A 25,114-nucleotide genomic window follows, 5' to 3' on the forward strand; every position below is an offset into this window, starting at 1 on the left:
GTAAATGATAGATTTAGCAGGTGTGATTTGTTAATGAAAATAAAAACTCTTTTTTAATATTTTGAATATAATTTGCCAAAAAATAACATTTGGGAGTAAAAAACAAATGGTGCCCGAGGTCGGACTCGAACCGACACAAGGTTGCCCTTACCAGATTTTGAGTCTGGCGCGTCTACCAGTTTCACCACTCGGGCTTTTTTGAAAGTTTTAAAATAATTAAATAGAATATGGGATTATACTAAAAAAAAATTAAAACAATATAAAATATTTTATATAAAAAATTTAAATATCATTAAAATTTGGAACTTTTTTTGCTTGTAAATAATTAAAAAATTTATTTGCGGAGCAAAATAATGAGAATTAGCAATCAGTATAATTACTACACTTCTATACAAAACTACACAGATGGTCAGTCTTTGCTTAATAAATATAATTTGCAGCTACAAACAGGTCAGCTTATTCAGCATTCTTGGGAAAATGCAAATGTTTATATTAATGGCTCAAGATTAGAATATGAGATGGCAAACATAGGTCAAATAGTTCAAGGAACTCAATCTGCTATGGAGCTAGCAAAAAACACAGATACTGCCTTGAAAAATATCACAGAACTTTTAGAAAAATTTAAAACATTACTCACAAAAGCTGCAAGTGATGGTAATTCTCAAGAATCAAGAGAGGCTATAGCAAAAGAACTCAAACTTGTAAGAGATTCTATTGTAAATATTGCTAATACTAGTATCAATGGGCAATATCTCTTTGCAGGATCAAATAGTGCAAATAAACCTTTTGATAATTATGGAAATTATACTGGGAATAAAGATAATATTTTTGTAGTAAGTGGTGCTGGCACCCAAATTCCTTATAATATACCTGGATGGGATTTATTTTTTAAGCCTGATTCAAATATCAATAAAATTATTTCAACAAATGTTTCTTTTACTGATGCTCGTTATCCGGACAAAAAAGAATTTTTAACCGGAGAATCTAAATTTTCACATTTAATAGGCCAAAACTATGTTCAAAATGGAGAACTTGATCCAGATAAAAATTTTCAAGATAGCTATGATGAGAAACTTCCTTTCCCGCATTCAGCTATGTATATTCAAGGTGTTAGACCTGATGGAACAAGTTTTAAAGCTACTTTAGATATAGATCCTGATGCAAAAATTGAAGATGTATTAAAAAATATTGGAAGATTATATGGAAATACAGAGGGAAATGAGGTTGTTAAAGTAGCATTAAATGATAGCGGACAGATAGAAATAAAGAGTTTAAAAGAAGGAAGTAGTTCTTTAGATTTTCATGCTGTTGCTTTAACTCCACAGCTTCAAGATGCAGAACAAATCAAAGCCTTAAGTGCTGCTGCTCAAAGAGAAGGTATTAGCATGGAGGATGTAACCAATCGTATTATGCAAGCAGCACACGGAGGAAATTTAAATAACACTAGAAATCCAGTAACAGTAGAAGTTGGCGGCGAGCAATTTACTGTAAACTTGCACAAAACAGATTTTATTAAAAGTAACATCAATGGTGATAAAACTAATGGGGCTAGTTATGATGTGCCTTTTGAAAAAGATGGAAATACTGTTTTTGGCAATGTTTCTCAAGTGATTAAAGGTACAAGTGAATATGCTACTGATAGTACAAAGTTAAGTGAAGTTGTAGCAAATGCCAATGGAAGCATGCAAGGTCAACAGCTCCAAATGGAAATTGTTTCTAAAAGTGGACAAACTTATAATGTAACTATAAATTTGGAAACTTCAACTGTAAGTTATGTTAATCCAAACAATCCTAATCAAACTATAAGTTTTCCTATTACTCACTCTCAATATAATGAAAATACAGGTAATGCAGTGGGTATGCAAACAAGACCTGAAGATATTACTTATGGCCAGTTAAATGATATTATCGGTATGTTTGCAAGTGATAATGTTCCTACAGCAACTATTACTCCAAATGCAAACGGAACTATTAATAATAATGATTTTCAAACTATCCAACAAGACATAGCTGATTCTAAAGGTTTTGTTGAAGTTAGTATGGACTATAAAGGTCGTATAAGTATTACTGATAAATTTTCAAGTAACACTAATATAGGTCTTACTATTAAGGATTCAAATTCAAATAGCGGTTTTCCTCCAGCAGGTACTTCTGTAAATGGATCAGGTTTTGTATTTAGTGCAAATAATTCTTTAACTATTGATGATCCAAATGTTGATTTGATTAAAGATTTAGATGAGATGATAGATGCTGTTTTAAATGGCAGTATGAGAGCTGATTCAGAAGGAAGTGATCCTAGAAATACAGGTTTACAAGGGGCTTTAGAAAGAATAGATCATTTGCAAGATCATGTTAGAAAAATGCAAACAACCATAGGAGCTTACACTAATAATATAGAAGAGACAAATAAAAGAATGACTTTTTTAAATATCAATGTAGCTTCTATTAAAAGCGGTGTGACTGATGCTGATTATGGGCAAACTTATATGCAGTTTATGCAAACTATGGTATCTTATCAAGCTATGCTTTCGGCTACTTCTAAAATTTCTCAAATTAGTTTATTAAACTACTTATAATTTTTTGATATAATAGCTTTTTTCTTTATAAAGGATATATTATAAAAAAAGAAGCTATTTTTGTTATTTCTAATATTTTTATTTTTTATTTTTGCTTAAGTGCTTTGATACCCGATCAAGCTTTAGTAAGTATTATAGGGTATTCCTTGGCAAAACTTAGTTATTTTTTATTTGGATCATTGACTAAATTTTACCCTTTTGTCTTTTTTTGGTTTAATTATCTTTTGTATAAAAATAACTATAATTTTGAACTTATAGAGCGTAGATTTAGTGTGGCTGTTTTTGCTTGTATTTTTGCTTCACTTATTTTTGCTTCAGCGTTCTTGCAAGATAAAGGCTATATAGCCTCTGCTATGTTTGTAATCTTAGATGGACTTTTTGGAAAAATAGGAAGTTTAATCTTGGTAATTTTGCTTTTAGCTTTTGCTTTTAGTATTTCTTTTCCGCAAATTATCAAAGAGGTATTTAAAATAGAGCTTGATTTTGATTTTTATTTAAAACTTGAAACTTTAATTAAAAATAAAATTTTTGGCTTTTTTGGTGGCGATAAATATGAAAATGAAACCAAAGAAGAACAAGAAAAGCTCAAACAAGAGCTTTTAATTAAAGATAAAACAGAAGAACTTATCAAGGAAAAAGAGCTACCAAAAAAAGAAATCCAAGAGAATAAAAAATTTAATCTTGAAGATTTAAAAAATCAAGAATTAGAAGAGGTTGTGATTAGTGAAGAGGATAAAAAGCTAGGTTCAAGTTATATTCATGAGCTTTCAGAGCCTATTGCAAGTTTTGCTCAAAAAGCTAGTCAAATAAATATAAAGGAAGATGAAATGACCCCTGAAGAGTATTTATTAAAATACAAAAATAAAAGTGAAGATATTTATACTCAAACTTTAAAAAGTAAAAATTTAGATGAACCAAGCTATAAAAGACGCAATATGGATTTAAACGAAAACAAAGAAGAGGTGATAGAAGAAAATTCTTTGTTTGCCAAAGAGCTTAAAGAGCGTGAGCAAATGCTACAAAAAGCTAAATTGCTAGAAGAATATAAAGCCTTGCAAAAAGAAAAAATCTTAGAAGAGCTTAATGAGGATTTTAAAAAAATTGAAGAATTAAATGCTATAGAAGCACAAAAAGAAGCTGAGTTTAAAAAAATTCAAAATAAAACTAGCTTTTTAGGGGTAAAAGAATTTAAAGATGAAGATTTTATTCCACAAAATGAAGTAAAAGAACTTGATTTTAGTGAAGATGATTTTGCCAAGCCTATTAGTATAGAAGAGCTAAGAAGTAAAAGAAACTATGAAAATCCTTTTGTAGTAGAAGAAGCACAAAATGAAGTTAAAGAAGAAAAAATTCCATTTGAGATTACCCAAGAGCCTATAATAGAAGTAATAGAAAATAAAACACACCATTCTATCACTAATGAAGTGAGTGAAAATAAAGCTTTATTAAAAGATCTTGACTTTGGGAATTTTGAAAAACCAAAAGATTTTTCTTTACCACCCTTAGATTTTTTAACTATGCCAAAAGAAGGTAAAAGCGAGATAAATGAAGAAGAAATAGATAGAAAAATTTATGATTTATTGGAAAAATTAAGACGCTTTAAAATAGGTGGAGATGTAGTTAGAACTTACACAGGTCCTGTTGTAACTACTTTTGAATTTCGCCCAGCAGCAGATGTTAAAGTAAGTAAAATTTTATCATTACAAGATGATTTAGCTATGGCTTTAAAAGCTCAAACTATAAGAATTCAAGCTCCAATTCCAGGTAAAGATGTAGTGGGAATTGAAGTTCCAAATGAAAAAATCGATACGATTTACTTAAGAGAAATTTTAGAAAGTGAGGTATTTAAAAATTCTAGCTCACCTTTAACTATAGCTTTAGGTAAAGATATAGTAGGCGATCCTTTCATCACAGATCTTAAAAAGCTTCCTCATCTTTTAATAGCAGGAACTACAGGAAGTGGTAAAAGTGTGGGTATAAATTCTATGCTTTTATCTTTGCTTTATAGAAATTCGCCAAAAACCTTAAGACTTATGATGATAGATCCTAAAATGTTGGAATTTAGTATTTATAATGATATTCCACATTTACTTACACCGGTAATTACTGATCCTAAAAAGGCGGTAAATGCTTTATCAAATATGGTGGCTGAAATGGAACGCAGATATCGTTTGATGGCTGAAGCAAAAACTAAAAATATAGAAAATTACAACGAAAAGATCAAAGAACAAGGTGGAGAAATTTTACCATTTATTGTAGTGATTATTGATGAGTTGGCTGATTTAATGATGACAGCAGGTAAGGATGTAGAGTTTTATATAGGTCGTTTAGCACAAATGGCAAGAGCAAGTGGAATTCACTTAATCGTAGCCACGCAACGCCCTTCAGTAGATGTTGTTACTGGTGTTGTAAAAGCAAATTTACCAAGTAGAATTTCTTATAAAGTAGGACAAAAGATAGATTCTAAGGTTATTTTAGATTCTATGGGGGCTGAAAGTTTATTAGGGCGTGGAGATTGTTTATTTACTCCTCCTGGTATGAGTGGTTTAGTGCGTTTGCACGCACCTTTTGCAAGCGAAAATGAAATCGAAAATATTGTAGAGTTTTTAAAAGCTCAACAAGTAGTAGAATATGATGAGAGCTTTTTAAAAGATGATAGTCAAGATGGAGCTTATAAAAGAAGTGAATTTGATGATGGAGATTTAGATGAACTTTATGAAGAAGCAAAGGCTGTAATCTTAGAAGATAGAAAAACTAGTATTTCTTATTTGCAAAGACGCTTAAAAATAGGCTACAACCGCGCAGCAAATATTATAGAACAACTTTCACAAACAGGTGTTTTAAGCGAACCTGATGCAAAAGGCCAAAGAGAAATTTTATAATCAATTTCTTATTGCCTTGTTATGATCTTTTAAAGTAGAGGTAAAAATATGCTTATTGGTTTTTTTATCTCTTACAAAGTATAAATATTCTGTTTTAGCAGGAAAAATAGCCGCCTTAATAGCTTCAAATGAAACATTACACACAGCTTCTTTTGGTATGCCATTAAATTTATAAGTATTGTAAGAACTATTATCTGATCTTATTCTTTGTGGAGTGATTTTTTCATGAGAGTATTTTCCATAATTTAATGTCCCATCCATTTGAAGCTTCATGCCTTTTCTTAAGCGATTTCTAATCACAGATGAAACTATAGGCATTTCTTCATTACTCGCTGCTTCTTTTTGTATAATGGAAGCAATGATGATATATTCATGCCATTTTTTTTCATTGTATTCTCTAAAAATTTTATAAGAAAGTTTTTTAAATTCACTTGCAGAGTAAGCCAAAAGATATTTTACTAAAAGCTCTTCTGTAATGCCTTTTGGAATTTTATAAGTTTCGGGAAAAAGCATACCTTCTTTAAAAGGGCTTTGTTTGTAAAATTCTTGCATTAAGGTTTTGGCATTTAAATTTAACTTTGGTGCTAATTCTTCAAAGAAAATTTCAGTCGTTTCCCCAGGAATTAAAGTAATAGTTTCAAGTGCTGCCTTAGCGACGGTAAGCTTATGTAAAAATTCAGCTCTATTTAGTTCTTTTGTGCCTATATTTATCCAGCCAGATTGTGGATGGCCTAAAAAATATAAAGTATATTTATCAATATTGCTCATTTTATAGTTATTTTTATCTAATTGCGTTATAATCTTACTAACAGAACCTTGTGGTATAAAAACTACAGAGTTTGTTTTTATAGGTAAAAGTAGATAATAAAAAATGGATAAAAGAAAAATTAAAATCAAATCACAACATATTAAAAAAATTCTTAAATTTTTAGCATTACCTATGATACTTTTCATTGTTTTGTTTATTTACCTCAAAAATGGAATTTACATAGAAAAATTAGAAATTTCTTCTATTAATTTGGAGAAATTATATATTAAATTAGATAAAAAACTCATTTTAAATGCAAAAAAAGTTATAGTAAATTCTCAAAATCAACACACTCAAAATGAAACTAGTGCGAGTAAAGCTGTACAGCTTATCAAAGATGTAAAATATATTTATTGGTTTTTTCAAGAAATCAATATAGATGAAATTTTTGTTAATAACTATCCCGTGGAATTAATTTATAAAAATAATCTATTTTTTGTAAACAGTAAAAATCTTTTAGTAAAAGTCAATTTAAAAATTAGTGATAAAAATATACAAGCTAATATTGATAATTTTCTTTTAAAAGATCATAACCTTAGTGTAGTTGGCTCTTTACTTATCAATCCTAAGACAAAATTTTATACTTTTAAAGGAGAAATTGATAGTGATTTTTTAAAAAGTGATGTCAAATTCTCACTTAAAAGAGAAGAGATTGCTTATGAATTAGAAAATATAAGCTCAAATAATATTTCAAAAATTTTTGATATTTTAGTGGAAAATGGAGTGCATTTGCCTTCTAATCTTGCTCTTTGGGTGGGCGGTAAGGTAAAGGCTGATTTTTATTTTATAGAGAAATTAAATGGCTTTGCAGATTTTGGAAAACATAGATATTATTTGAATGATATTAGTGCTAAAGGTTATGTAAATAATTTGAAGGTGGTTTTAGATAAAGGTATAGATCCTATCATTAGTCCTTTTGTAAGGCTTGAATTTAATAAACAAAAACTAGAATTTATCTATGATAAAGTATATTTTAACAATTACAATCTCAATCAAAGTCAAATTTATATAGACAATATGCTAAATGAAAAAGCAGGAATTTATATACGCATAAAAAGTGACAATGCTAGAGCTGATTATAGAGTGAATAAAATTTTGCGTTTATATGATATAAAATTACCATTTTTACAAAACAATGGTATTACAAAGACTGATTTAGTTTTGAAAATTCCTTTTGAACACCCTGAAAGAGTTTCATATAAAGGAAATTTTGATATTGTAAATTCTAATATAAATATAAGTGACTTTAAAGTCATACAAGCAAATATTGATTTACAAAAAGATAAATTAGAGATTAAAAATGCAAGTGTACAAAGTGAATTAATCAGCGGTGATTTTAATGCAAGTATTGATTTAAAGCAAAAAAAAGGTAATTTTAAGACCTTTATAACAAATTTAAAATTACCACAAGATAGCTTAAAAATGGAAAATAAATTTCTTGATTTAGATCTTAACTATGATAAAAATATCAGTTTATATAATAAAGAGCTTACTACGACTCTAAATTTTGACCAAGGTATGTCTGTTTATGTTGCTAAGCTTGCAAAGTATAAGACTTATTCTAAATTAATGCAAAAAAATAATGTGCATGATGGAGAGTTGTCATTAGATACTTTAAATTTTAAAGATTTTGATGTAGATATAAATAATACCACTTTTGAATCATTTTTACTCTATAAGGATAATAATCCTTATGAGTATGATAGTTTTAGTATAAAAATAAAGGGAGAAGATTTTAATTTAACTAGCGCAAGTGGTAGTGTTTTTGCACAAAAAGACAATGATGATATTAACATTACTTTAAATAATGTTAATTTATTATTTTCAGAACAAGATACAGAAAATACACTAGATAATCTTGAAAATTCAAATTACAATATCAGTGCTAAAAATATAGATTTGATCTTAAAAGATTTTAACAAAACTTTAGATTTTGATCAATTTAATGCTAAAATCAAAAAAGACTATATAAAAGCTTGGGCTAATAGAAATGAGTCTAAATTTGAGCTTTTGCTTAAAGAAAATCAAATGCAAATTAGAGCTTTAAAAATGGATGATGATTTTCTGAATACTTTTATGCGTCAAAATGTTTTTGAAAAAGGCGAGTTTAATCTTTATGTAGATGGTAATAGTACTGATTTTTTTAAAGGCAAATTTTTATTTAAAGATACTTATTTAAAAGATTTAAAATTTCATCAGCAACTCTTAAGTTTTATTGATACAATACCTAGTTTGATTTTATTTAAAGCCCCAACTTTTAATGAAAAAGGTTTTAGTGTAGAAAATGCTGGTATAAGTTTTAATCGCAAAAAAGATCTTTTTGAAATAGATGCGCTAAATTTTAATGGTGATAGTGCAGATATTTTAGGTCAAGCTAAAATCAATTTAAGAAGTAGTCAAGTGGATGGTTTATTAGAGCTTAGAACGCTAAAATCAGCTAGTTCGGTTATTTCTAAAGTTCCAATTATCAATCAAATTATATTAGGCAAAGACAGGCAAATTAGCACACAAATTAAACTAGGTGGAACAATTGATAATCCCGAGTTTAAAACTCAACTTATCGCACAAAGTTTGCAACTTCCTTATCATTTGATAAAAAATATTTTTGAATTACCGACAAATTTAGTTAAATAATACCACAAAGGAGCTAAGATGAAAATTACCATCATAGGAGCAGGAAATGTCGGTGCAAGCATTGCTTATGCTTTAATTTTAAGAGAATTAATAGATGAGATTATATTGATTGATATTAATAAAGACTTGCTTTTTGCTAGAGAATTAGAACTAAGTCAAAGCATAGCTGCTTTTAATTTTGATATTAAAATAACTTGTACGGATGATTATACATACTCAAAAGATTCTCAAGTGGTTATTTTTAGTGCAGGTGTAGCTAGAAAAGAAGGTCAAAGTAGAGATGAGCTTTTTGCTATTAATTCTAAAATTATGCTTGAGTGTGCAAAAAATATTAAAAAATTTAACAACGATCCTTTGTTTATCATAGTAAGCAATCCTGTAGATTTTTTACTCAACGCTCTTTATGAAAGTAAATTATTTTCATTAAAAAAAATCATTGCTATGGCAGGTGTTTTAGATAATGCTAGATTTAAATACGAAGTGAGCAAAAAATTAGATATAAAAACTTCTTATATAGATACTAAGCTTATAGGTTTTCACAATGATAGTATGGTTTTGGTAAAATCTCAAAGTAAAGTGCAAAATAAAGCTTTAAGTGAAGTCTTAAATAAGCAAGATATTGTTCAAATTGAACAAGAGGTTAAAACCGGTGGTGCTAAAATTATAAAATATTTAAAAACTTCAGCCTATTTAGCTCCTGCTAGTGCTTGCGTGAGAATGATAGAGGCTTTAAAAAGTGGAGAATTTTTACCAGTATGTGTGATTTTAGATGGAGAATATGGCATAAGAGAAAAAGCTTTTGGAGTTATGGCAAGGATTAGTCTTGATGGGGTGCTTGAAACTTTAGAATTAAAATTAGACAATCAAGAACAAATTGCATTGGAAAATTCTTTTATTCAGTATAATTATAAATAATTTTTTAGGAGTTTTTTACTCCTAATGTTACTTTGTGTTATAAAATCTTATTAGTTTTATTTTATCTTTTAAATAATATTTAATCATGCTATAAATTCGCTATAATAAAAAGTTTGTTTTAAAAATAATTTTTAATAAAAAATCATTAGAAAATTACAAAAAACTAGAAAGGAATATTAATGATTGCTCCAGAGAATACACCAGTTTGGGTTGATGAAGCAAGATGTAAGGCTTGTAATATCTGTGTTAGCTATTGTCCAGCCGGAGTTTTAGCAATGAGAGATGAAATCAGTGCAGTTTTAGGACAGATGATAGAAGTGGTTCATCCTGATTCTTGTATAGGCTGTAGTGAATGTGAAAGTCACTGTCCTGATTTTGCGATCTTTGTTGCCAAAAGAGATGAATTTAAATTTGCAAAGCTTACGCCAGAAGCTAAAGAAAGAGCACAAGCTGTTAAAGAAAATAAATACAAAAAACTAAATGCATAGGAAAACAAAATGAGAGAAGTTATATCAACAGGTAATGTTTTAGTAGCCAAAGCTGCGATTGATTGTGGCTGTAAATTTTTTGGTGGTTATCCAATTACCCCAAGTTCTGAAATAGCACATGAACTAAGCCATATGTTACCAAAAAATGATGGTACTTTTATACAGATGGAAGATGAAATTTCGGGTATTAGCGTGGCCTTAGGTGCTTCTATGAGTGGAGTAAAATCCATGACAGCAAGCAGCGGACCGGGAATTTCTTTAAAAGCCGAACAAATTGGTTTGGGTTTTATAGCTGAAATTCCACTAGTAATTGTAAATGTTATGAGAGGTGGTCCTTCAACCGGTCTTCCAACAAGGGTTGCGCAAGGTGATTTATTTCAAGCAAAAGCTCCAACACATGGAGATTATGCAAGTATAGCTTTAGCTCCTGCTTCATTAGAGGAAGCTTACACTGAAACTATTAGAGCTTTTAATTTAGCTGAAAAATACATGACTCCAGTATTTTTGCTTTTAGATGAAACCATAGGACACATGAATGGTAAGGCAAAATTACCTGATTTAGAAGAATTAGAAATTATCAACCGCAAAAAATTTACGGGCGATAAAAAAGATTACAAACCTTATGCAGCAGGTGAAAATGAAGCTGCCACATTAAATCCTTTCTTTGAAGGTTATCGTTATCATATCACAGGACTTCATCATGGAGACATAGGCTTTCCAACAGAAGATGGAGCAATAGTAGATAAAAATATCAAAAGATTATTTGGTAAGATTAAAAATAATACCGATGAAATTTGTACTTATGAAGAGTTTATGTGTGATGATGCGCAGTTTTTAATCATCGCCTATGGTAGCGTTGCAAGATCTGCTAAAGAAGCTATTTTAAGACTTAGAGAAGAGGGTTTAAAAGTAGGGCTTTTTAGACCTATTACCCTTTATCCAGTTGCTGAGAAAAAAATAGCTCAAGTAGTATCTAAATTTGAAAAAGTTATGGTAAGTGAGCTTAATATGGGGCAATATTTAGAAGAAATTCAAAGAGTAAGTAAAAGAGATGATTTTATTAGCTTGCACCGTGCAAATGGTCGCCCTATAACCCCAAGTGAAATTATTGCTAAAGTAAAGGAGAATATGTAAAATGGCTTTTAATTACGATGAATATTTAAGAGTAGATAAACTTCCAACACAATGGTGCTGGGGTTGTGGGGATGGTGTTGTTTTAAAAGCTATTATTAGAGCTATTCAAAAACTTGGCTGGAATATGGATGATGTTTGTTTAGTTTCTGGTATAGGTTGTAGTGGTAGAATGAGTTCTTATGTAAATTGCAATACAGTCCATACTACTCATGGTCGAGCTATTGCTTATGCAACAGGGATTAAACTGGCAAACCCTAAAAAACATGTAATCGTAGTAAGTGGAGATGGCGATACTTTGGCAATTGGTGGAAATCATACCATCCATGGATGTAGAAGAAATATAGATTTAACTCATATTTTAATCAATAATTTTATTTATGGTCTTACAAATTCACAAACTTCACCAACTACCCCACAAGGCTTTTACACTGTTACAGCTCAAGCAGGTAATATAGACCCAAATTTTGATGCTTGTGAGCTTACTAAAGCCGCTGGGGCTTCTTTTGTAGCAAGAACAAATGTTATAGAGGCAAATAAGCTTGAAAATATCATTCTTAAAGCTTTATCTCACAAAGGTTATAGTTTTGTAGATGTATTTTCAAACTGCCATATTAATCTAGGTAGAAAAAACAAAATGGGCGAAGCTGTAAGCATGCTTGATTGGATTAAAAATCGTTGTATTGAAAAGTCTAAATTTGAACAATTAGACTATGAACAAAGAGCGGATAAATTCCCTACAGGAATTTTACACCAAGATGAAAGTAAAACAGAATATTGTGAAGCTTATGAGGAAGTTAGAAGAGCCTTGAAAGAAAAAAGAATGGTTGATTTGGGAGTATTAAAATGAAATATCAATTAAGATTTTGTGGTGAAGGTGGACAAGGGGTTATCACTGCAGGTGAAATTCTAGCTAAAGCCGCCATTAAAGAAGGGCGTAATGCTTTTAAAGCTTCTACTTATACTTCTCAAGTTAGAGGTGGGCCAACTAAGGTTGATATTATCATTGATGAAAATGAAATCTTTTTTCCTTATGCAGTAGAAGGTGAAGTTAGTTTTATGCTTTCAACTGCTGATAAAGGTTATCATAGTTTTAAAGACGGTGTTTGCGATGGTGGTGTTATAGTTATAGAGCCAAATTTAGTTCATCCAAGTAAAGAAGATTATGCAAGATGGAAAATTTTTGAAATTCCTATTATTACTATAGCTAAAGAAGAAGTAGGGAATGTAGCTACTCAATCAGTCGTTGCTTTAGCTATAGCTGCTTATATGAGTAAATGTATTGATATTGATGCATTAAAACAAACTATGCTTGATATGGTACCTGCAAAAACTAAAGAGGCAAATGCAAAAGCTTTTGATTTAGGTATAGAATACGCTAAAAAAGCACAAGTGGTTTCTTGATTTTCAAGAAACTCTTTCTTGTAAAATAATATTTATTAAATTATCGTTATAATATTTTCCATTTTAAGCAAAAAGGTAAAATAATGAAAGAGCTAAATGGCTCGCAAATGATTTGTGAAGCATTAAAAGAAGAAAATGTTAAAGTAGTTTTTGGTTATCCTGGTGGTGCGGCTTTAAATATTTATGATGAAATTTACAAACAAACTCATTTTAAACACATTTTAGTCAGACACGAGCAAGCGGCCTTACATAGCGCTGATGCTTATGCTAGAATGAGTGGTAAAGTTGGTGTGGCAGTAGTTACAAGTGGACCTGGTTTTACTAATACAGTTACAGGTTTAGCTACTGCTTATAGTGATTCTATACCTTTGGTTTTAATTTCAGCTCAAGTTGCAAATTCTTTAATAGGAACAGATGCTTTTCAAGAAATCGATGCTATAGGTATTTCAAGGCCTTGTGTAAAGCATAATTATTTAGTAAAAAATATCGAAGAATTACCTAAAATTTTAAAAGAAGCTTTTTATATTGCTACAACAGGTAGAAAAGGGCCTGTGCATATTGATATACCTAAAGATGTTACTGCTGCTATGGGTGTATGGCATTATCCTAAAGAAATTTCTATGAAAACTTACAAGCCAACCTATAAAGGAAATATCAAGCAAATTAAAAAATTAGTAAGTTTGATTAAAAATGCTCAAAAACCTTTATTTTACCTAGGTGGAGGTTGTATAGCTTCTAATGCTAGTGACGAATTAAGAGAATTAATTCATTTTTGTCAAATTCCTGCAGTTGAAACTTTAATGGCTCTAGGGACTTTAAAAAGTGATGATGAGCTTAATTTAAAAATGGCAGGTATGCACGGAAGTTATTGTGCAAATATCGCTTTAAGTGAGTGTGATTTACTCATTGCTGTGGGTGCTAGGTTTGATGATAGGATTACTGGTAAAACAAGTGAGTTTGCTAAGGGTGCAAAAATCGTTCATATTGATATAGATCCAAGCTCTATTTCTAAAATTATCGAAGCGCATTTTCCTATAGTTGGGGATATTAAAAGTGTTATTTTAGATACCTTAGAAGAATTAAAAAAAGAAAGTTTTGACAACACAAAATATCAAGAATGGTTTAAAACTTTACAAAACTATCAACAATTATATCCTTTAATCTATGAAGATAATGATGAAGTTTTAAAACCTCAATGGGTTATAGAAGAATGTGCTAGATTAGCTCCTGATGCAAGGATAATTACTGATGTGGGGCAACATCAAATGTGGGTAGCACAATTTTATCCTTTTAATTATGCTAGACAACTTGCAACAAGCGGTGGGCAAGGAACTATGGGGTATTCTTTACCGGCCGCACTTGGGGCTAAATTAGCTGTAGATGAAGAAGTTGTAATAAATTTTGTAGGCGATGGTTCTTTTTTAATGAATATACAAGAGCTAATGACAGCAAGTGCTTATGGAATTAAAGTGATTAATATCATTTTAAATAATTCTTTTTTAGGTATGGTAAGACAATGGCAAAGTATGTTTTATAAAGAAAGATTTTCTAATACAGATCTAACAAGTCAACCTGATTTTGTTACTATTGCTAAAGGTTTTCATTGCGAGGGTTATAATGTTTTTAATAAAGAAGAATTTCAAAAAGCTTTTAAAGCAGCCTTAGAATCTAAAAAAACTTGTGTTTTAAATGTAGCTATAGATCGTTATGAAGATGTATTACCTATGGTTCCTGCGGGCGGAGCTATTTATAATATGATTTTACCTAGCTATAAAAACAAGGATAAAAAATGAAAAGAAGAGTAATTTCTGTCATTGTGTTAAATGAGCATGGGGTATTATCACGCGTTGTTGGGCTTTTTTCAGGACGCGGTTATAATATAGAATCTCTTACGGTTGCTCCACTTGATGATAAAGAATTTTCAAGGATAAATATCGTTACTTTAGGCGATGAAAAAGTTTTTGAGCAAATCATAAAACAACTTCATAAACTCATACCTACTTATAAGGTAATTGATTCTAGTGATTTTATAGAAAAAGAAACAGCTTTGGTAAAGATTGCTTTAAATGAAAATTTTGCGGGTTTAGATGCCATATTAAAAGCTTATAATGGCAGTGTGACTTATAGTGATGATGAGTTTATTATAGTAATGGCAAGTGATGATGCAAAAAATATCGATAACTTTTTAAAAACTATGAAAAAGTATAATCCTATTAGTGTAGTTAGAAGTGGTTCTATTTTAATGGAGGTAAAATGAAAATTAGTGAAATTGCTAAATTTTTAGGCATAGAATATTGCGGAGATGATATAGAAATTACAGCTTTAAATTCATTAAATAATGCAAGTTTTACTGAACTTAGTTATTGCGATGGAGAAAAAAACTCTAAAAAAATTGCAAGTAGTGGAGCTGGAGCTATATTGGTCTCAAAAGAATTTGAAAATTTAGTTTCAAAAGATTGTGTTAAATTAGTTGTTGATAATCCACATTTATCTTTTGCGCTTTTAAGTAAGCTTTTTGCTAAACCTTTAATTTCTAGTGAAAAGAAAAATTCTAAAATCGCTAAAAGTGCCAAGATTATGCCAAATGTTTATATTGGAGAAAATGTCCAAATAGCTGATCATGTAGTGATAATGGCAGGAGCTTATATAGGCGATAATGTAAGTATAGGTGAATATACTACAATCCATCCAAATGTTGTGATTTATAATGACACTAAAATAGGTAAAAAATGCCATTTGCTAGCAAATTGTGTTATAGGTAGCGATGGCTTTGGTTATGCACATACAAAAAATGGCGAGCATTATAAGATTTATCACAATGGGAATGTTATTTTAGAAGATTTTGTGGAAGTTGGAGCTTGCACGACTATTGATAGAGCGGTTTTTGAAAGCACTATCATAAAGCAAGGCACAAAGATTGATAATCTTGTTCAAGTAGGGCATAATTGTGAAGTAGGGGAGAATTGTCTTATAGTAGCTCAAAGTGGAATTTCAGGCTCAAGTATTTTAGGTAAAAATGTCACCATGGGTGGGCAAAGTGCTACAAGCGGACATTTAGAAATAGGGGATTTTGCTACCATAGCCGCAAGGGGCGGGGTCACTAAAAATTTAGAAGGTGCTAGGGTTTATGGTGGTTTTCCTATCATGCTTCAAAAAGATTGGTTAAAATTTCAAGCAAAAATTATCACAGCTTTTAGGGATAAACATGAGTAAAAAAATATTTAAAACTATAGAATTACATGGTAGTAAAAGTGGAGAAATAAGCCTTTGTAATCTTTCTAATCCTTATGGTATAGGAAGTAATGATGTCTTAAGTATAGGTGTGGCTTTGAAAAAAGAAAATGGAATAGATTGGAAAGTTCACATTCCATATGAAAATTTAAAAGATCTTATCCATGCACTTCAAGAAATAGAAAAAAGCAAAGCCTAGTTTAAAAACTAGGCGTATTTAAATCCCTTTTTCTTCCTGCGTTAATAATTAAAACAAAATTAAGCACAATCAAAACATACACAAAAGTTGGTATAGGAAAAGCGTCACCATTTGCATAAGAATGGAGCCCAGAAAGATAAAAATTCACTCCAAAATAAGTCATTAATATGCTATAAAAGGCTAAAACACTAGCACTTGCAAAAACAAAAATAAAATAAGCTTTAAAAATAAATCTTAAGTGTAATACCATGGTATAAACTACAATAGAAATCAAAGCCCAAGTTTCTTTTGGATCCCAACCCCAATATCTTCCCCAGCTTTCATTAGCCCAAACTCCGCCTAAAAAATTTCCTATTGTAAGCATTGCAAGCCCTATTATCATAGACATTTCATTAACACAGTGTAATTTAATGATGTTTAAATCTATATTTTTATTTTTACCCCTTAAAGCAAAAAGAATTAAACTCAAAATCCCTATAATAAAACAAAGTGCTAAAAATCCATAACTTGCTGTTATAATAGAAACATGAATATTAAGCCAATATGATTTTAAAACAGGTACTAAATTCCCAATTTGAGGATCCATAAAGCCAAGATGAGCCACAAAAAGTGAAATGCCTGCTAAAAAACTCGCACCACATAAAGCCAAGAGTGATTTTCTAAAAAATACCACAGCACTTATCGCACAAGCAAAAGCTATGTAAATCATGCTTTCATAAGCATTACTCCAAGGAGCATGCCCACCTACATACCAACGAATGATTAAAGCTAGTGCATGTATGATTACACATATACTTAAAATAATGTAAAAAAATCTATATACAAAGGTAGATAAAGAGATATTTTTTAATATAGTATAAAAACTTAAAAAGAAAAACACTAACGCAAAGCTAATATAAACAAAAGTTAGATTATCAAAGATATTGTAATGATTAAGCAGTATTTCAAGATCTAATCTTTCTTTTGGCGGTAAAACACTACTTCCATAATGATTTTGAAAATCTTTTAAAGATTGTAAAATTTCATTCGCATCTTGCCATTGATTATTTTCAACACCATTGCGAACTTGTAAAAAATAGCTAACTAAAAGCATTTGTAAACGCTCTACATCTTCTTTTGCAAAAGGTAAAATTTGCACCGGAGAATACCACTTTAAACTTTGCTCATTAATATCAGGAAAAATAGTTAAAGCTTGACCGCTATAAATATAATATGCATGATTTATTTTTTCATCTAAGGCTAGTAAATCTTTATCGAAGTTAGTTCTTAGTGAGGGCTTTTTGCGGTTAGCTTCCTCAACATAATTACTAAGTTTATATACCCCATTATCAAACACATCATCAAATGCTATGTATTTTTCATTTATATCTGCGCCTATTAATTCTCTTAGCTTGCTTGTTTTTGTAGCTATCATTTTGATTTTTCTAAATTCTTTAGGATAAATCATCATTGCTAGAAAAATTTGATCATAGTGAAGATTTAAAAATTTTTCTTTATGAGTGATTTTATAAACAAACTCCATTGCCAAAGTATCTAAAGGCTTGATTCTACCATTATGATCTTGCACAAGTAATCTTGCAAAATTTAAAGAATGTTCATAGGAATTTTTTTGTAAATTTGAGATTAAATTTAAAATTTCATTTTTATCTTCTTGTGCAAAAAGTGGAGTTTGTAAATTTGCAAAAAGCAAAATAAACAATACAAAACTTTGACCTTTTTTTAAATAAATGCTTAAACGATGAAATCTTGAGTTTTTATCAAATAAAACCCATAAAAATCCCAAAATCAATAAAGTATAACCTATATAAGTAGGGATTTTACCAGGATCTTTATTGACTGAAAGTATAGTGCCTTGCTCATCTTGATCATAAGAGCTTTGAAAAAATCTATATCCACCATAATCAAGAACATTATTCATAAAAATATCATAATCTAAGTTAATATTATTTTGCTCATCCATGATTTGAATTTTTGAAGTGTAAGAAGATGGACTCATAGAGCCTAAATAACGCTCTAGTATAAAATCTTTTAAGTGTAATGCAAAAGGAAGCTTAATTTCTCTTGGTCCCCAATTGATAGTAAAATTTTTTCCCTGTAAGTTAAAATGCACTGCTTGTTTGTTTGTAAAATTTGGATTTAAGATTATTTGTGTATTTGCTTTTTGATAATTAATATTTAATTTTAAGCTAGCAGGTGTGATAGAGTCTTTTTGTGGAGTGTATTTGATAGAGCTTATGATTAATTTTTCGCCATTTAAGTCAATAGTTTTTTCAAAATGCTTTTGAGTTAGCGTGGTAAAGCTAATAGGAAATTCAAAACTAGCATTAGCATCAAAATCAGTAATTTTTATAAATTCTTCTCTAGTAACTATGGTACTCGAGCTTTGATTTTCTCTTATATGCATTCCACCTTCTAAGCCAAAATATCTAGTAAGTCCAGCACTGATTAAAATCACTATAAAAGATAAATGTAAAAGCAAGATAGAGTATTTTTTCTTTTGAAAAAGCTTGTTATAAAATATCACTCCGATTAAATTTAAACCTAGTAATAAATGCAACATATCAAACCAAGCATTATTATAAATCAAAGCTTTAGCTGCGCTAATACCAAAATCATTTTCTATAAAGGTTGCCACAGCACAAGCTATAGCATATATACTCATTAGTAAAAAACTCATTGCAAAAGAAAAAAAATACTGCATTTTTAACCTTTAAATATTATTTTCTTTATAAAAATGTATGAGTTTTTGTGCTATGGTTGCTTCGTCTAAATTTTGATTTTCTTTTTGATTTAAAAACTCCATTGTAGCGCTTAGTCTTTTTGCGCTAATAAAACCAGGATAATTTAGCAAAGTTTGGCTATTTTTGTTTAAAATTACAATAGTAGGGGTGGCTACTATATCATAAATACTAGAAAGTTCAGCTGTACTTAAGTCACTTTTATGGTTTTTATAAAATGTATGAATTTTTTTATAGCTTATATTTATATAATATGAGCTGTATTTGTCTTTTATAAGTTCTTGTATTTTTATATCATTTTTAATTTCTTCTTTTAATTTATCACAATATAAGCAGTGATTTGCGCTAAAAATGATTAAAATGTTTTTATCATCACTTTTTATATTTGTATTATCTTTAAATAAATAGGCTATTTCTTCATAAGATTTTTTATCTAAATCATTTGCTTTTTGTAAATTTTCTTTAGAAAATTGTGTACCGCTTGAGATTAAATTAGAATCAAGTTTTTCTTCATTAGAACAAGCTATAAAAAAAATACTTAAAAAACTAAGTGAGAGTATTGTTTTAAACATTTAAAATCCTTGAAAAAATTAGAAAAAGTCCTTATTCGCTATTATAGCGAATAAGGTTATAAGATAGTGTTAAAGAAAGTATAAAGCATTAAAAATAAAAATACTAAGCCAGTGATTAGCATTGCAAATCCTGCAAGTTTAGCTAGCCATTGATATGCTTTGAAGTTACTTTTATTTTCATATAAAGTGCTTAATTTTCCACTTTCTTTTAAGCGTTTATACCATACATTTCTTTCTTGTTTAATCTCTTCTTCGCTAATACTTCCTGAAAAAATCACCATATCCATAGGGAAGCGATCTGCTCTAAAATGCGTATTAAAGAAGTGAATTGCAAAAATAAATCCTGTAGCAAGTAAAGCTTCATCAGAGTGAAGTAGGGTTGCTAAGTTGATTGCTTCACCTGGTAAAAATTTACCAAAGAAAGCAGGAAACCATAAAATAAGCCCTGAAATACCAATGATAAACATACCCCAAAATACTGCTAGATAGTCAAATTTTTCCCAATAAGTCCAGCGGTCAAATTGCGGTCTTGGTCCGAAACCAAAGAACCATTTAAAATGATCTTTCATATTTTTAAAATCCTGCCAATTTGGCATTAAAGAATCAGGCCCAAAAGTAGCTTTTAAAACTTTCATAAAGCTTATTTTGCCAGTTATTGGATCCCTTGCTACATCACGGCGTTTCCAATTTACGATGATGATTTCTCCAATGTGAGAGAAAAATACTGCAAACATTACTATGGCTGAAATATGATGTATGGTTGCTGCGTTAATGATATCTCCACCCATTAAATCAATCATAGGTTTAGCCCATGCTGAATCATAGAATTTTTGCGGTAAGCCTGAGAATGCAAGACCCAAAAAGCTAGCTGCCATAAAAAAATGCTGAATTCTATGGAAAGTGCTAAATCTTCTTACTCTTACTTTATCTTCATGTGCCGCTTTTCTTGCTTCTTTCCATTCTTTAGGATATTTTATACGCATAGTAATTAAACGCAAGCACCAAAGTATAGTATGGGCTCCAAAGAAAACAAATACAGAAATGACCAAAATAGTCATGAATATATAAGCACCATGTAATCCAGGATATTTTTCACCATCGCTATGATCAGCATGTGCCATCCAATTTACGAAATTTTCATTTGCATTTGGATGGCATGATTTACAAGTTTGAACACGGTTAATTGGCGAGAGGGTTGAGCTTCTTTCACTTGATTTTAAAATATTGTGTTTGCCATGACAATCAGAACAAGTAGCAACACTTGGAGTTTCACCCGGTGTACTTAATATCATGCCTTTACCATGGAAAGTCATATGAAAAGTTGCACTTTTTTGTTTATGGCATTGTGCGCATTTTTGATCGACTAATTGTTTTTGTGAATAAATTCCTGAATGTTTTGGGGTAATATGAATAGAGTGACAAGTCGCACAAGATGGTTTTTCTTTTTTCTTTTGCATATCTTGAGCGGGTAAGAACTTTTCTACTCCATGAGCGCTTTTTGCTAAAGCATTGCTTGCTTTTTCATGACAAGTTGCACATTTTTGATTGATTAAGTTTTTATTTGCTGCAATATCAGCTCTAATGCCTTTACCTTTTTGAGCATGACAATCACGACAAGATGGGGTATTGCTAAATTTAAATCTTGAGTGGATAGTGTCTTTAAATTCGATAATTTCTTTAGCTTTTTCCCATTTAACTGTGTCTATTTTTTCAACTTTTCTACCTGAAGTTACCCATGATTCTATACCATCAAGCATTACAACAGAGTTTTTATAGCCAAGTTCTATAGCAACTGCAGCTGCTTGAGAAGCTTCAAATCTAAAACGATTTAAACCATAAAATACTAAATTTGCATTTTTATCATTAGGTAATAAATTTTGCCAATTTTCCACATAGGTTGATATGGAATTAGGTATATAACCATTAGCTTGTCTATCTTGCTCTGAATTGACATCAAAAAAATAAGTATTGTTTTGATCTAGCATTTCTTGAGCTTGTGCTAAGCTAATGCTTTTTACACCTTCTATTGAGCCTATTTCTCCATTAGCCTCAGCAAAAATAAATCCTGATGGCATAAAAAGAGTAAAAAGCACAATAAAAAGTCGAGTAATTAAATTTTTCAAGACTAGCTCCTTATTTTAAGGAAGAATTTTTCATTCTTCCTTTGTTTTTATTTACCATTTAGGATATTTTGTGCTTCTTGGATATAAATTAAAGCTTCTTCTATGATTTTCTTAGAATAAGCAGGTCCATGAACACCCCAAGAACCATCTTTTTCTAGTCTATCAGCTATGGCTTGAGCTTGATTAGTTAGGCTTAATACTTTTGATTTTTGCTCTATTGAAAGTTTATTTTTTTCAGCAAAAGTTTTATCAATATTTGCTATGCCTTTTCTAATTTTCTCATAGCCTTCTTTAACAGGGTTTTGCCACTGCATTACTTTATCATAAATCATTTCTTGATTGCTAAAGTGAAGTTTTTCAGGTAAGGTTGATTGCACAGGACTATGACAACCACTTGCACCAGGACCCATTAGGTTAATATCACTAAAACTAGTTCTACCACAACTCCACATTAAATCAAGGAAAAATCTACCTTCATCATCTCTAGCTATGGTCCAGCCACCAACTTTAGGCGATCTTTCTTTGCCTTCTGGTGGATTAAGTGTTTTTGCGGTTTTATCTACTTTGATATTCCAAATATGTGAAGCTCTAACATTATCAAATCCACCTTTATCAGGGTTTTGAACTGCTCCAAAGTTTTCACAACTCATCATGTTTGGCATGTGACAAGCTGTACAGTTATCTTTTGCGTGAATTCCACCTTTTTTGAAAAAGCTTGCTTGAGTTTCATGACAATCTTTGCAAGTTTTTTTAAGTTTTGTTTTAGTATAACCGCTTTTCCAATCATTAAAAGTTACTTCATGCGGATCATGACAAGTATTACATCTCATACCCTTATCGTAGTGTGCTGAAGAATACATTTGAGCACCTTCTGTTCCACACGCAGGGCAACTTGATTTAAAATATGCGTTGAAAGGTTTTCTAGGATTGATTTTAGCATCGGTTTCATTATATGAAAATCTTTGATGACATCTTTCACAATTTGATGGCATGCCTGCACCTCTTGCTCCATAAAGATGTGCTCCAGCCCCATGGCATTCCTCGCAAGTAATACCTTTTGAGATGGTATGTTTTTGAAGTTCTTTTGGATTACCCAGTGCTTTGTAAAATTCTTCCTTGCTTTTAAAGTCAAATTTAAAAGTATGACAGGTTTCACAATACGCAGTAGCAGGTTGGAAAACCGCTTTTTCTTTATAGGTTGCAGCATAAGAGTTTGTTCCCCATACTTGAGAGCCATTTCCTCCAAAATCTTCCATTTTAGTAGGAAAACCAGGTGCAAATACAGCTATTTTTTGTGCCATTTCAGGGGTTAAAAACTCACTCCAAAGTCTTGAAAATTGATTGCCTCCAGCGGTTAATTTACCACTTAAATCACTCAAATTTCCATCTTCAACATGGTAAGTTCCACGCACAAGCCATCTATCTATAAAACCATATTTTGTTCTTGGTGTTCCAATGAGAGCATAAACATCATTTGGATAAATTCCATCGGGTAAAATAGTAGCTTGAGAATTATACATAGGTTTTTTCAAACCTTCAGCTCCACCAACTTCTTCCATTTCATGTGGAAAACGCACGGTTTTTGCATGACGAGAGCGCTCCCAAGAAGCATATTGAGCAGGATGGCATTCGCCACATTTTTTTGGACCCACAAATTTGTTTGGAAAATCCAAAAAAGATTCATAAGGCAAACGATAGGTAATAGAGGCTTGCTTTAAATCATGCTCGGCAGCAAATTTAGCTCCATTTTGATTTACAACCCAATTTTCAGTTCTATCACTATGGGTAAATTTACCCACTAAACGCCCTTCTTTTTCATATTTAAAAATAGGGTGATTTTTATAAAGATAATCAAAAAATGCATCTTCTTGAGCCACATAACCATCAAGGGTTCTAGGCTCTGAAGAAGCAAAAGCTTGTGTAGTCAAACTAATGCCCAATGCTAAACAAGCATAAGTGGCGACTTTAGCTAGTTTATGTTTCATAACTTCCCTTTCATGTAGTTTTGTTAAAAGATAAAAACACTCTTATTTATTATCTATTAACTTTTAAAACATAATTTTGACTATTTTTTAATAAAAATTAACTTAAAAATATAATTTATTAACTTTTTATTAATTTAAATAATAAAAATTATCATATAGAAAAAGAAGTTATTTGCTAAATATTAAATTCTACTAATAGTCCCTACTACCTTACCTACAATTAAAAAGTCTCCATTTTGATAATGAACATCCGCATAACTTAGGTTAAAAGAGTGTAAATAAACTCCGCCTTTATTGCTTTTAAAAATTTGTTTGATAAATAAACCATCTCTGGTATTTACTGCAAAAACTCCACCTTCTTTAAAGCTTTTGCTTTTATCTACTAAACACAAAGAATCATCTTTGATTTCAGGCTCCATGCTATCGCCTATACATGGGATGATATCACAATCTTTAGAGCCAAAAAAATCACTTAGTTTTTCATCTATAATCACTTCTGAAAAACTTACATTATCATTTAAAGCTCCACCTCCCATAGAAGCATTAACATCATAATATTTTAAAACATTATAGTTTAGATCAAGTGTTGGAGTATTACTCTCAAGGGAATCTTCATAAAAAAACGCATTGATATTAATATTTCTCTCATTTAAAAAATGAAGTATTTGTTTATAAGGTATAGAATTTCTAAATTTCATACTATAAAAAGTATCAGGATTGATATTTAGCATCTTAGCTACATCAGAATCTTTGGCGTTTTTTATTCCTTCTTTTTGGAGTATAAATTTTAATTTATCAGTAATTTCATTCATTTGCATAAAAATCCTTTTAAATAAAAAGTATTTTAGCAAATTTACTTTTATTTTGCAAGAATTCTTTTAAATTAAAAGATATTTAGCTTCCAAATTTATGGAAGCTAAAAATTATTTATTAGTCAGACTTTTGATGTATTGATCTACCATATATAAGCCATTACCATTATCGCTTATGAGTTTGATTTTATCTACTATACCTCTAAAAAGCGCTTCCTCTTCGTGTTGTTCGCTTACATACCATTGTAGAAAATTAAAAGTAGAATAATCTTTACTTGAAAGCATAAAATCTACAAGATTATTAATAGAAGCAGTGATACTTTGCTCATGCTCAAAAGTTTTTTCAAATACATCAAGCAATGATTTAAAATCACTATCAGGTTTTTTAACTTCTTTTAATTCTACTTTAGAATCAGTTTCATTTAAATAAGTGATGAGTTTTCTAGCATGATCACTTTCTTCTCTTGCATGCTCGAACAAAAACGCCCCTGCACCATCAAAACTATGCTCATAGCACCATGAACTCATACTCAAATACAAATTTGCTGCATACATTTCTTTATTAATTTGCTCATTTAATAAAGCTACTACTTCTTTTGAAAGCATTTTCTCTCCT

General features: G+C 30.3%; 19 protein-coding genes and 1 tRNA gene. 12 read left to right on the forward strand and 8 right to left on the reverse strand.

Annotation, left to right across the window (positions count from 1 at the left end):
- Positions 1-107 precede the first annotated feature (107 nt).
- Positions 108-194, reverse strand: a tRNA-Leu gene (locus tag L8X38_RS07525).
- A gap of 159 nt (positions 195-353) precedes the next feature.
- Here L8X38_RS07525 and flgL point away from each other — a divergent pair.
- Both flgL and L8X38_RS07535 read left to right on the forward strand, forming a co-directional pair.
- Positions 354-2,576: a flagellar hook-associated protein FlgL gene (gene flgL / locus L8X38_RS07530; protein ID WP_263659867.1), complete on the forward strand. Its 2,223-nt coding sequence runs from the start codon at positions 354-356 to the stop codon at positions 2,574-2,576.
- Between the two features lie 353 nt (positions 2,577-2,929).
- Positions 2,930-5,458, forward strand: a complete 2,529-nt coding sequence (locus tag L8X38_RS07535) for a DNA translocase FtsK (RefSeq protein WP_412175242.1) — start codon at positions 2,930-2,932, stop codon at positions 5,456-5,458.
- On the opposite strand, the gene mltG is transcribed toward L8X38_RS07535, so the two are convergent.
- Complete coding sequence (gene mltG, locus L8X38_RS07540; RefSeq protein WP_133318850.1) at positions 5,459-6,412, reverse strand: endolytic transglycosylase MltG; 954 nt, start codon at positions 6,410-6,412, stop codon at positions 5,459-5,461.
- Between mltG and L8X38_RS07545 the strand changes: the two genes are divergently transcribed.
- The 10 genes from L8X38_RS07545 (at position 6,399) to L8X38_RS07590 (ending at position 16,268) form a co-directional block, all read left to right on the forward strand.
- A complete protein-coding gene (locus L8X38_RS07545) occupies positions 6,399-8,900 on the forward strand; it encodes an AsmA-like C-terminal domain-containing protein (protein WP_263661688.1) in 2,502 nt (833 codons plus the stop codon). The two genes, mltG and L8X38_RS07545, sit on opposite strands and share 14 nt — an antisense overlap.
- Positions 8,901-8,918: 18 nt before the next feature.
- Positions 8,919-9,815: a malate dehydrogenase gene (locus L8X38_RS07550; RefSeq protein ID WP_263659869.1), complete on the forward strand. Its 897-nt coding sequence runs from the start codon at positions 8,919-8,921 to the stop codon at positions 9,813-9,815.
- A 173-nt stretch (positions 9,816-9,988) separates the two neighbouring features.
- Positions 9,989-10,303 carry a 4Fe-4S binding protein gene (locus L8X38_RS07555; RefSeq protein ID WP_133318853.1) on the forward strand — a complete coding sequence of 105 codons (315 nt, stop codon included), beginning with the start codon at positions 9,989-9,991 and terminating at the stop codon, positions 10,301-10,303.
- A 9-nt stretch (positions 10,304-10,312) separates the two neighbouring features.
- Positions 10,313-11,437, forward strand: coding sequence for a 2-oxoglutarate synthase subunit alpha (locus L8X38_RS07560; protein WP_039628358.1), 1,125 nt, complete (start codon positions 10,313-10,315; stop codon positions 11,435-11,437).
- A 1-nt stretch (position 11,438) separates the two neighbouring features.
- The gene (locus L8X38_RS07565; protein WP_263661689.1) at positions 11,439-12,284 is read left to right on the forward strand and encodes a 2-oxoglutarate ferredoxin oxidoreductase subunit beta; all 846 of its coding nucleotides are present in this window, start codon (positions 11,439-11,441) and stop codon (positions 12,282-12,284) included.
- Positions 12,281-12,838 carry a 2-oxoacid:acceptor oxidoreductase family protein gene (locus tag L8X38_RS07570; protein ID WP_214118920.1) on the forward strand — a complete coding sequence of 186 codons (558 nt, stop codon included), beginning with the start codon at positions 12,281-12,283 and terminating at the stop codon, positions 12,836-12,838. Before L8X38_RS07565 ends, L8X38_RS07570 begins: the two co-directional genes overlap by 4 nt.
- 83 nt (positions 12,839-12,921) lie before the next feature.
- A complete protein-coding gene (locus L8X38_RS07575; protein ID WP_263661690.1) occupies positions 12,922-14,631 on the forward strand; it encodes an acetolactate synthase large subunit in 1,710 nt (569 codons plus the stop codon).
- Positions 14,628-15,095, forward strand: coding sequence for an acetolactate synthase small subunit (gene ilvN, locus L8X38_RS07580; protein WP_039626144.1), 468 nt, complete (start codon positions 14,628-14,630; stop codon positions 15,093-15,095). Before L8X38_RS07575 ends, ilvN begins: the two co-directional genes overlap by 4 nt.
- Positions 15,092-16,051, forward strand: coding sequence for a UDP-3-O-(3-hydroxymyristoyl)glucosamine N-acyltransferase (gene lpxD / locus L8X38_RS07585; protein ID WP_263661691.1), 960 nt, complete (start codon positions 15,092-15,094; stop codon positions 16,049-16,051). The genes ilvN and lpxD overlap by 4 nt, the downstream gene beginning before the upstream one ends.
- Complete coding sequence (locus L8X38_RS07590) at positions 16,044-16,268, forward strand: hypothetical protein (protein ID WP_133318859.1); 225 nt, start codon at positions 16,044-16,046, stop codon at positions 16,266-16,268. The genes lpxD and L8X38_RS07590 overlap by 8 nt, the downstream gene beginning before the upstream one ends.
- A 1-nt stretch (position 16,269) precedes the next feature.
- Here the strand turns inward: L8X38_RS07590 and ccsA are convergent, their stop codons facing one another.
- The 6 genes from ccsA to ftnA form a co-directional block, all read right to left on the reverse strand.
- Entirely contained in the window at positions 16,270-18,969 is a 2,700-nt protein-coding gene (gene ccsA / locus L8X38_RS07595) for a cytochrome c biogenesis protein (RefSeq protein ID WP_263661692.1), read from the reverse strand.
- Between the two features lie 9 nt (positions 18,970-18,978).
- Entirely contained in the window at positions 18,979-19,578 is a 600-nt protein-coding gene (locus L8X38_RS07600; protein ID WP_263661693.1) for a SoxW family protein, read from the reverse strand.
- Between the two features lie 56 nt (positions 19,579-19,634).
- On the reverse strand, positions 19,635-21,653 hold the full coding sequence (locus tag L8X38_RS07605; RefSeq protein ID WP_412175444.1) for a rhodanese-like domain-containing protein: 2,019 nt from the start codon (positions 21,651-21,653) through the stop codon (positions 19,635-19,637).
- 95 nt (positions 21,654-21,748) lie between these two features.
- Positions 21,749-23,686: a cytochrome c family protein gene (locus L8X38_RS07610; RefSeq protein WP_263661695.1), complete on the reverse strand. Its 1,938-nt coding sequence runs from the start codon at positions 23,684-23,686 to the stop codon at positions 21,749-21,751.
- A gap of 182 nt (positions 23,687-23,868) precedes the next feature.
- Positions 23,869-24,504: a helix-turn-helix transcriptional regulator gene (locus tag L8X38_RS07615; protein ID WP_039668429.1), complete on the reverse strand. Its 636-nt coding sequence runs from the start codon at positions 24,502-24,504 to the stop codon at positions 23,869-23,871.
- A 105-nt stretch (positions 24,505-24,609) separates the two neighbouring features.
- Positions 24,610-25,104: a non-heme ferritin gene (ftnA, locus tag L8X38_RS07620; RefSeq protein WP_220566403.1), complete on the reverse strand. Its 495-nt coding sequence runs from the start codon at positions 25,102-25,104 to the stop codon at positions 24,610-24,612.
- Between the last annotated feature and the right edge of the window lie 10 nt (positions 25,105-25,114).

The organism is Campylobacter sp. CNRCH_2014_2452 (assembly GCF_025772865.1).
Taxonomy (GTDB): domain Bacteria; phylum Campylobacterota; class Campylobacteria; order Campylobacterales; family Campylobacteraceae; genus Campylobacter_D; species Campylobacter_D lari_D.

Excerpts from the sequence above, each read along its gene's own strand:
- flgL (WP_263659867.1), top strand. The coding sequence starts at position 354 with ATGAGAATTAGCAATCAGTATAATTACTACACTTCTATACAAAACTAC.
- L8X38_RS07535 (WP_412175242.1), top strand. The coding sequence starts at position 2,930 with ATGTTTGTAATCTTAGATGGACTTTTTGGAAAAATAGGAAGTTTAATC.
- L8X38_RS07545 (WP_263661688.1), top strand. The coding sequence starts at position 6,399 with ATGATACTTTTCATTGTTTTGTTTATTTACCTCAAAAATGGAATTTAC.
- mltG (WP_133318850.1), bottom strand. The coding sequence starts at position 6,412 with ATGAAAAGTATCATAGGTAATGCTAAAAATTTAAGAATTTTTTTAATA.
- L8X38_RS07550 (WP_263659869.1), top strand. The coding sequence starts at position 8,919 with ATGAAAATTACCATCATAGGAGCAGGAAATGTCGGTGCAAGCATTGCT.
- L8X38_RS07560 (WP_039628358.1), top strand. The coding sequence starts at position 10,313 with ATGAGAGAAGTTATATCAACAGGTAATGTTTTAGTAGCCAAAGCTGCG.
- L8X38_RS07565 (WP_263661689.1), top strand. The coding sequence starts at position 11,439 with ATGGCTTTTAATTACGATGAATATTTAAGAGTAGATAAACTTCCAACA.
- L8X38_RS07570 (WP_214118920.1), top strand. The coding sequence starts at position 12,281 with ATGAAATATCAATTAAGATTTTGTGGTGAAGGTGGACAAGGGGTTATC.
- L8X38_RS07575 (WP_263661690.1), top strand. The coding sequence starts at position 12,922 with ATGAAAGAGCTAAATGGCTCGCAAATGATTTGTGAAGCATTAAAAGAA.
- ilvN (WP_039626144.1), top strand. The coding sequence starts at position 14,628 with ATGAAAAGAAGAGTAATTTCTGTCATTGTGTTAAATGAGCATGGGGTA.
- lpxD (WP_263661691.1), top strand. The coding sequence starts at position 15,092 with ATGAAAATTAGTGAAATTGCTAAATTTTTAGGCATAGAATATTGCGGA.
- L8X38_RS07590 (WP_133318859.1), top strand. The coding sequence starts at position 16,044 with ATGAGTAAAAAAATATTTAAAACTATAGAATTACATGGTAGTAAAAGT.
- ccsA (WP_263661692.1), bottom strand. The coding sequence starts at position 18,969 with ATGCAGTATTTTTTTTCTTTTGCAATGAGTTTTTTACTAATGAGTATA.
- L8X38_RS07600 (WP_263661693.1), bottom strand. The coding sequence starts at position 19,578 with ATGTTTAAAACAATACTCTCACTTAGTTTTTTAAGTATTTTTTTTATA.
- L8X38_RS07605 (WP_412175444.1), bottom strand. The coding sequence starts at position 21,653 with ATGCCATCAGGATTTATTTTTGCTGAGGCTAATGGAGAAATAGGCTCA.
- L8X38_RS07610 (WP_263661695.1), bottom strand. The coding sequence starts at position 23,686 with ATGAAACATAAACTAGCTAAAGTCGCCACTTATGCTTGTTTAGCATTG.
- L8X38_RS07615 (WP_039668429.1), bottom strand. The coding sequence starts at position 24,504 with ATGCAAATGAATGAAATTACTGATAAATTAAAATTTATACTCCAAAAA.
- ftnA (WP_220566403.1), bottom strand. The coding sequence starts at position 25,104 with ATGCTTTCAAAAGAAGTAGTAGCTTTATTAAATGAGCAAATTAATAAA.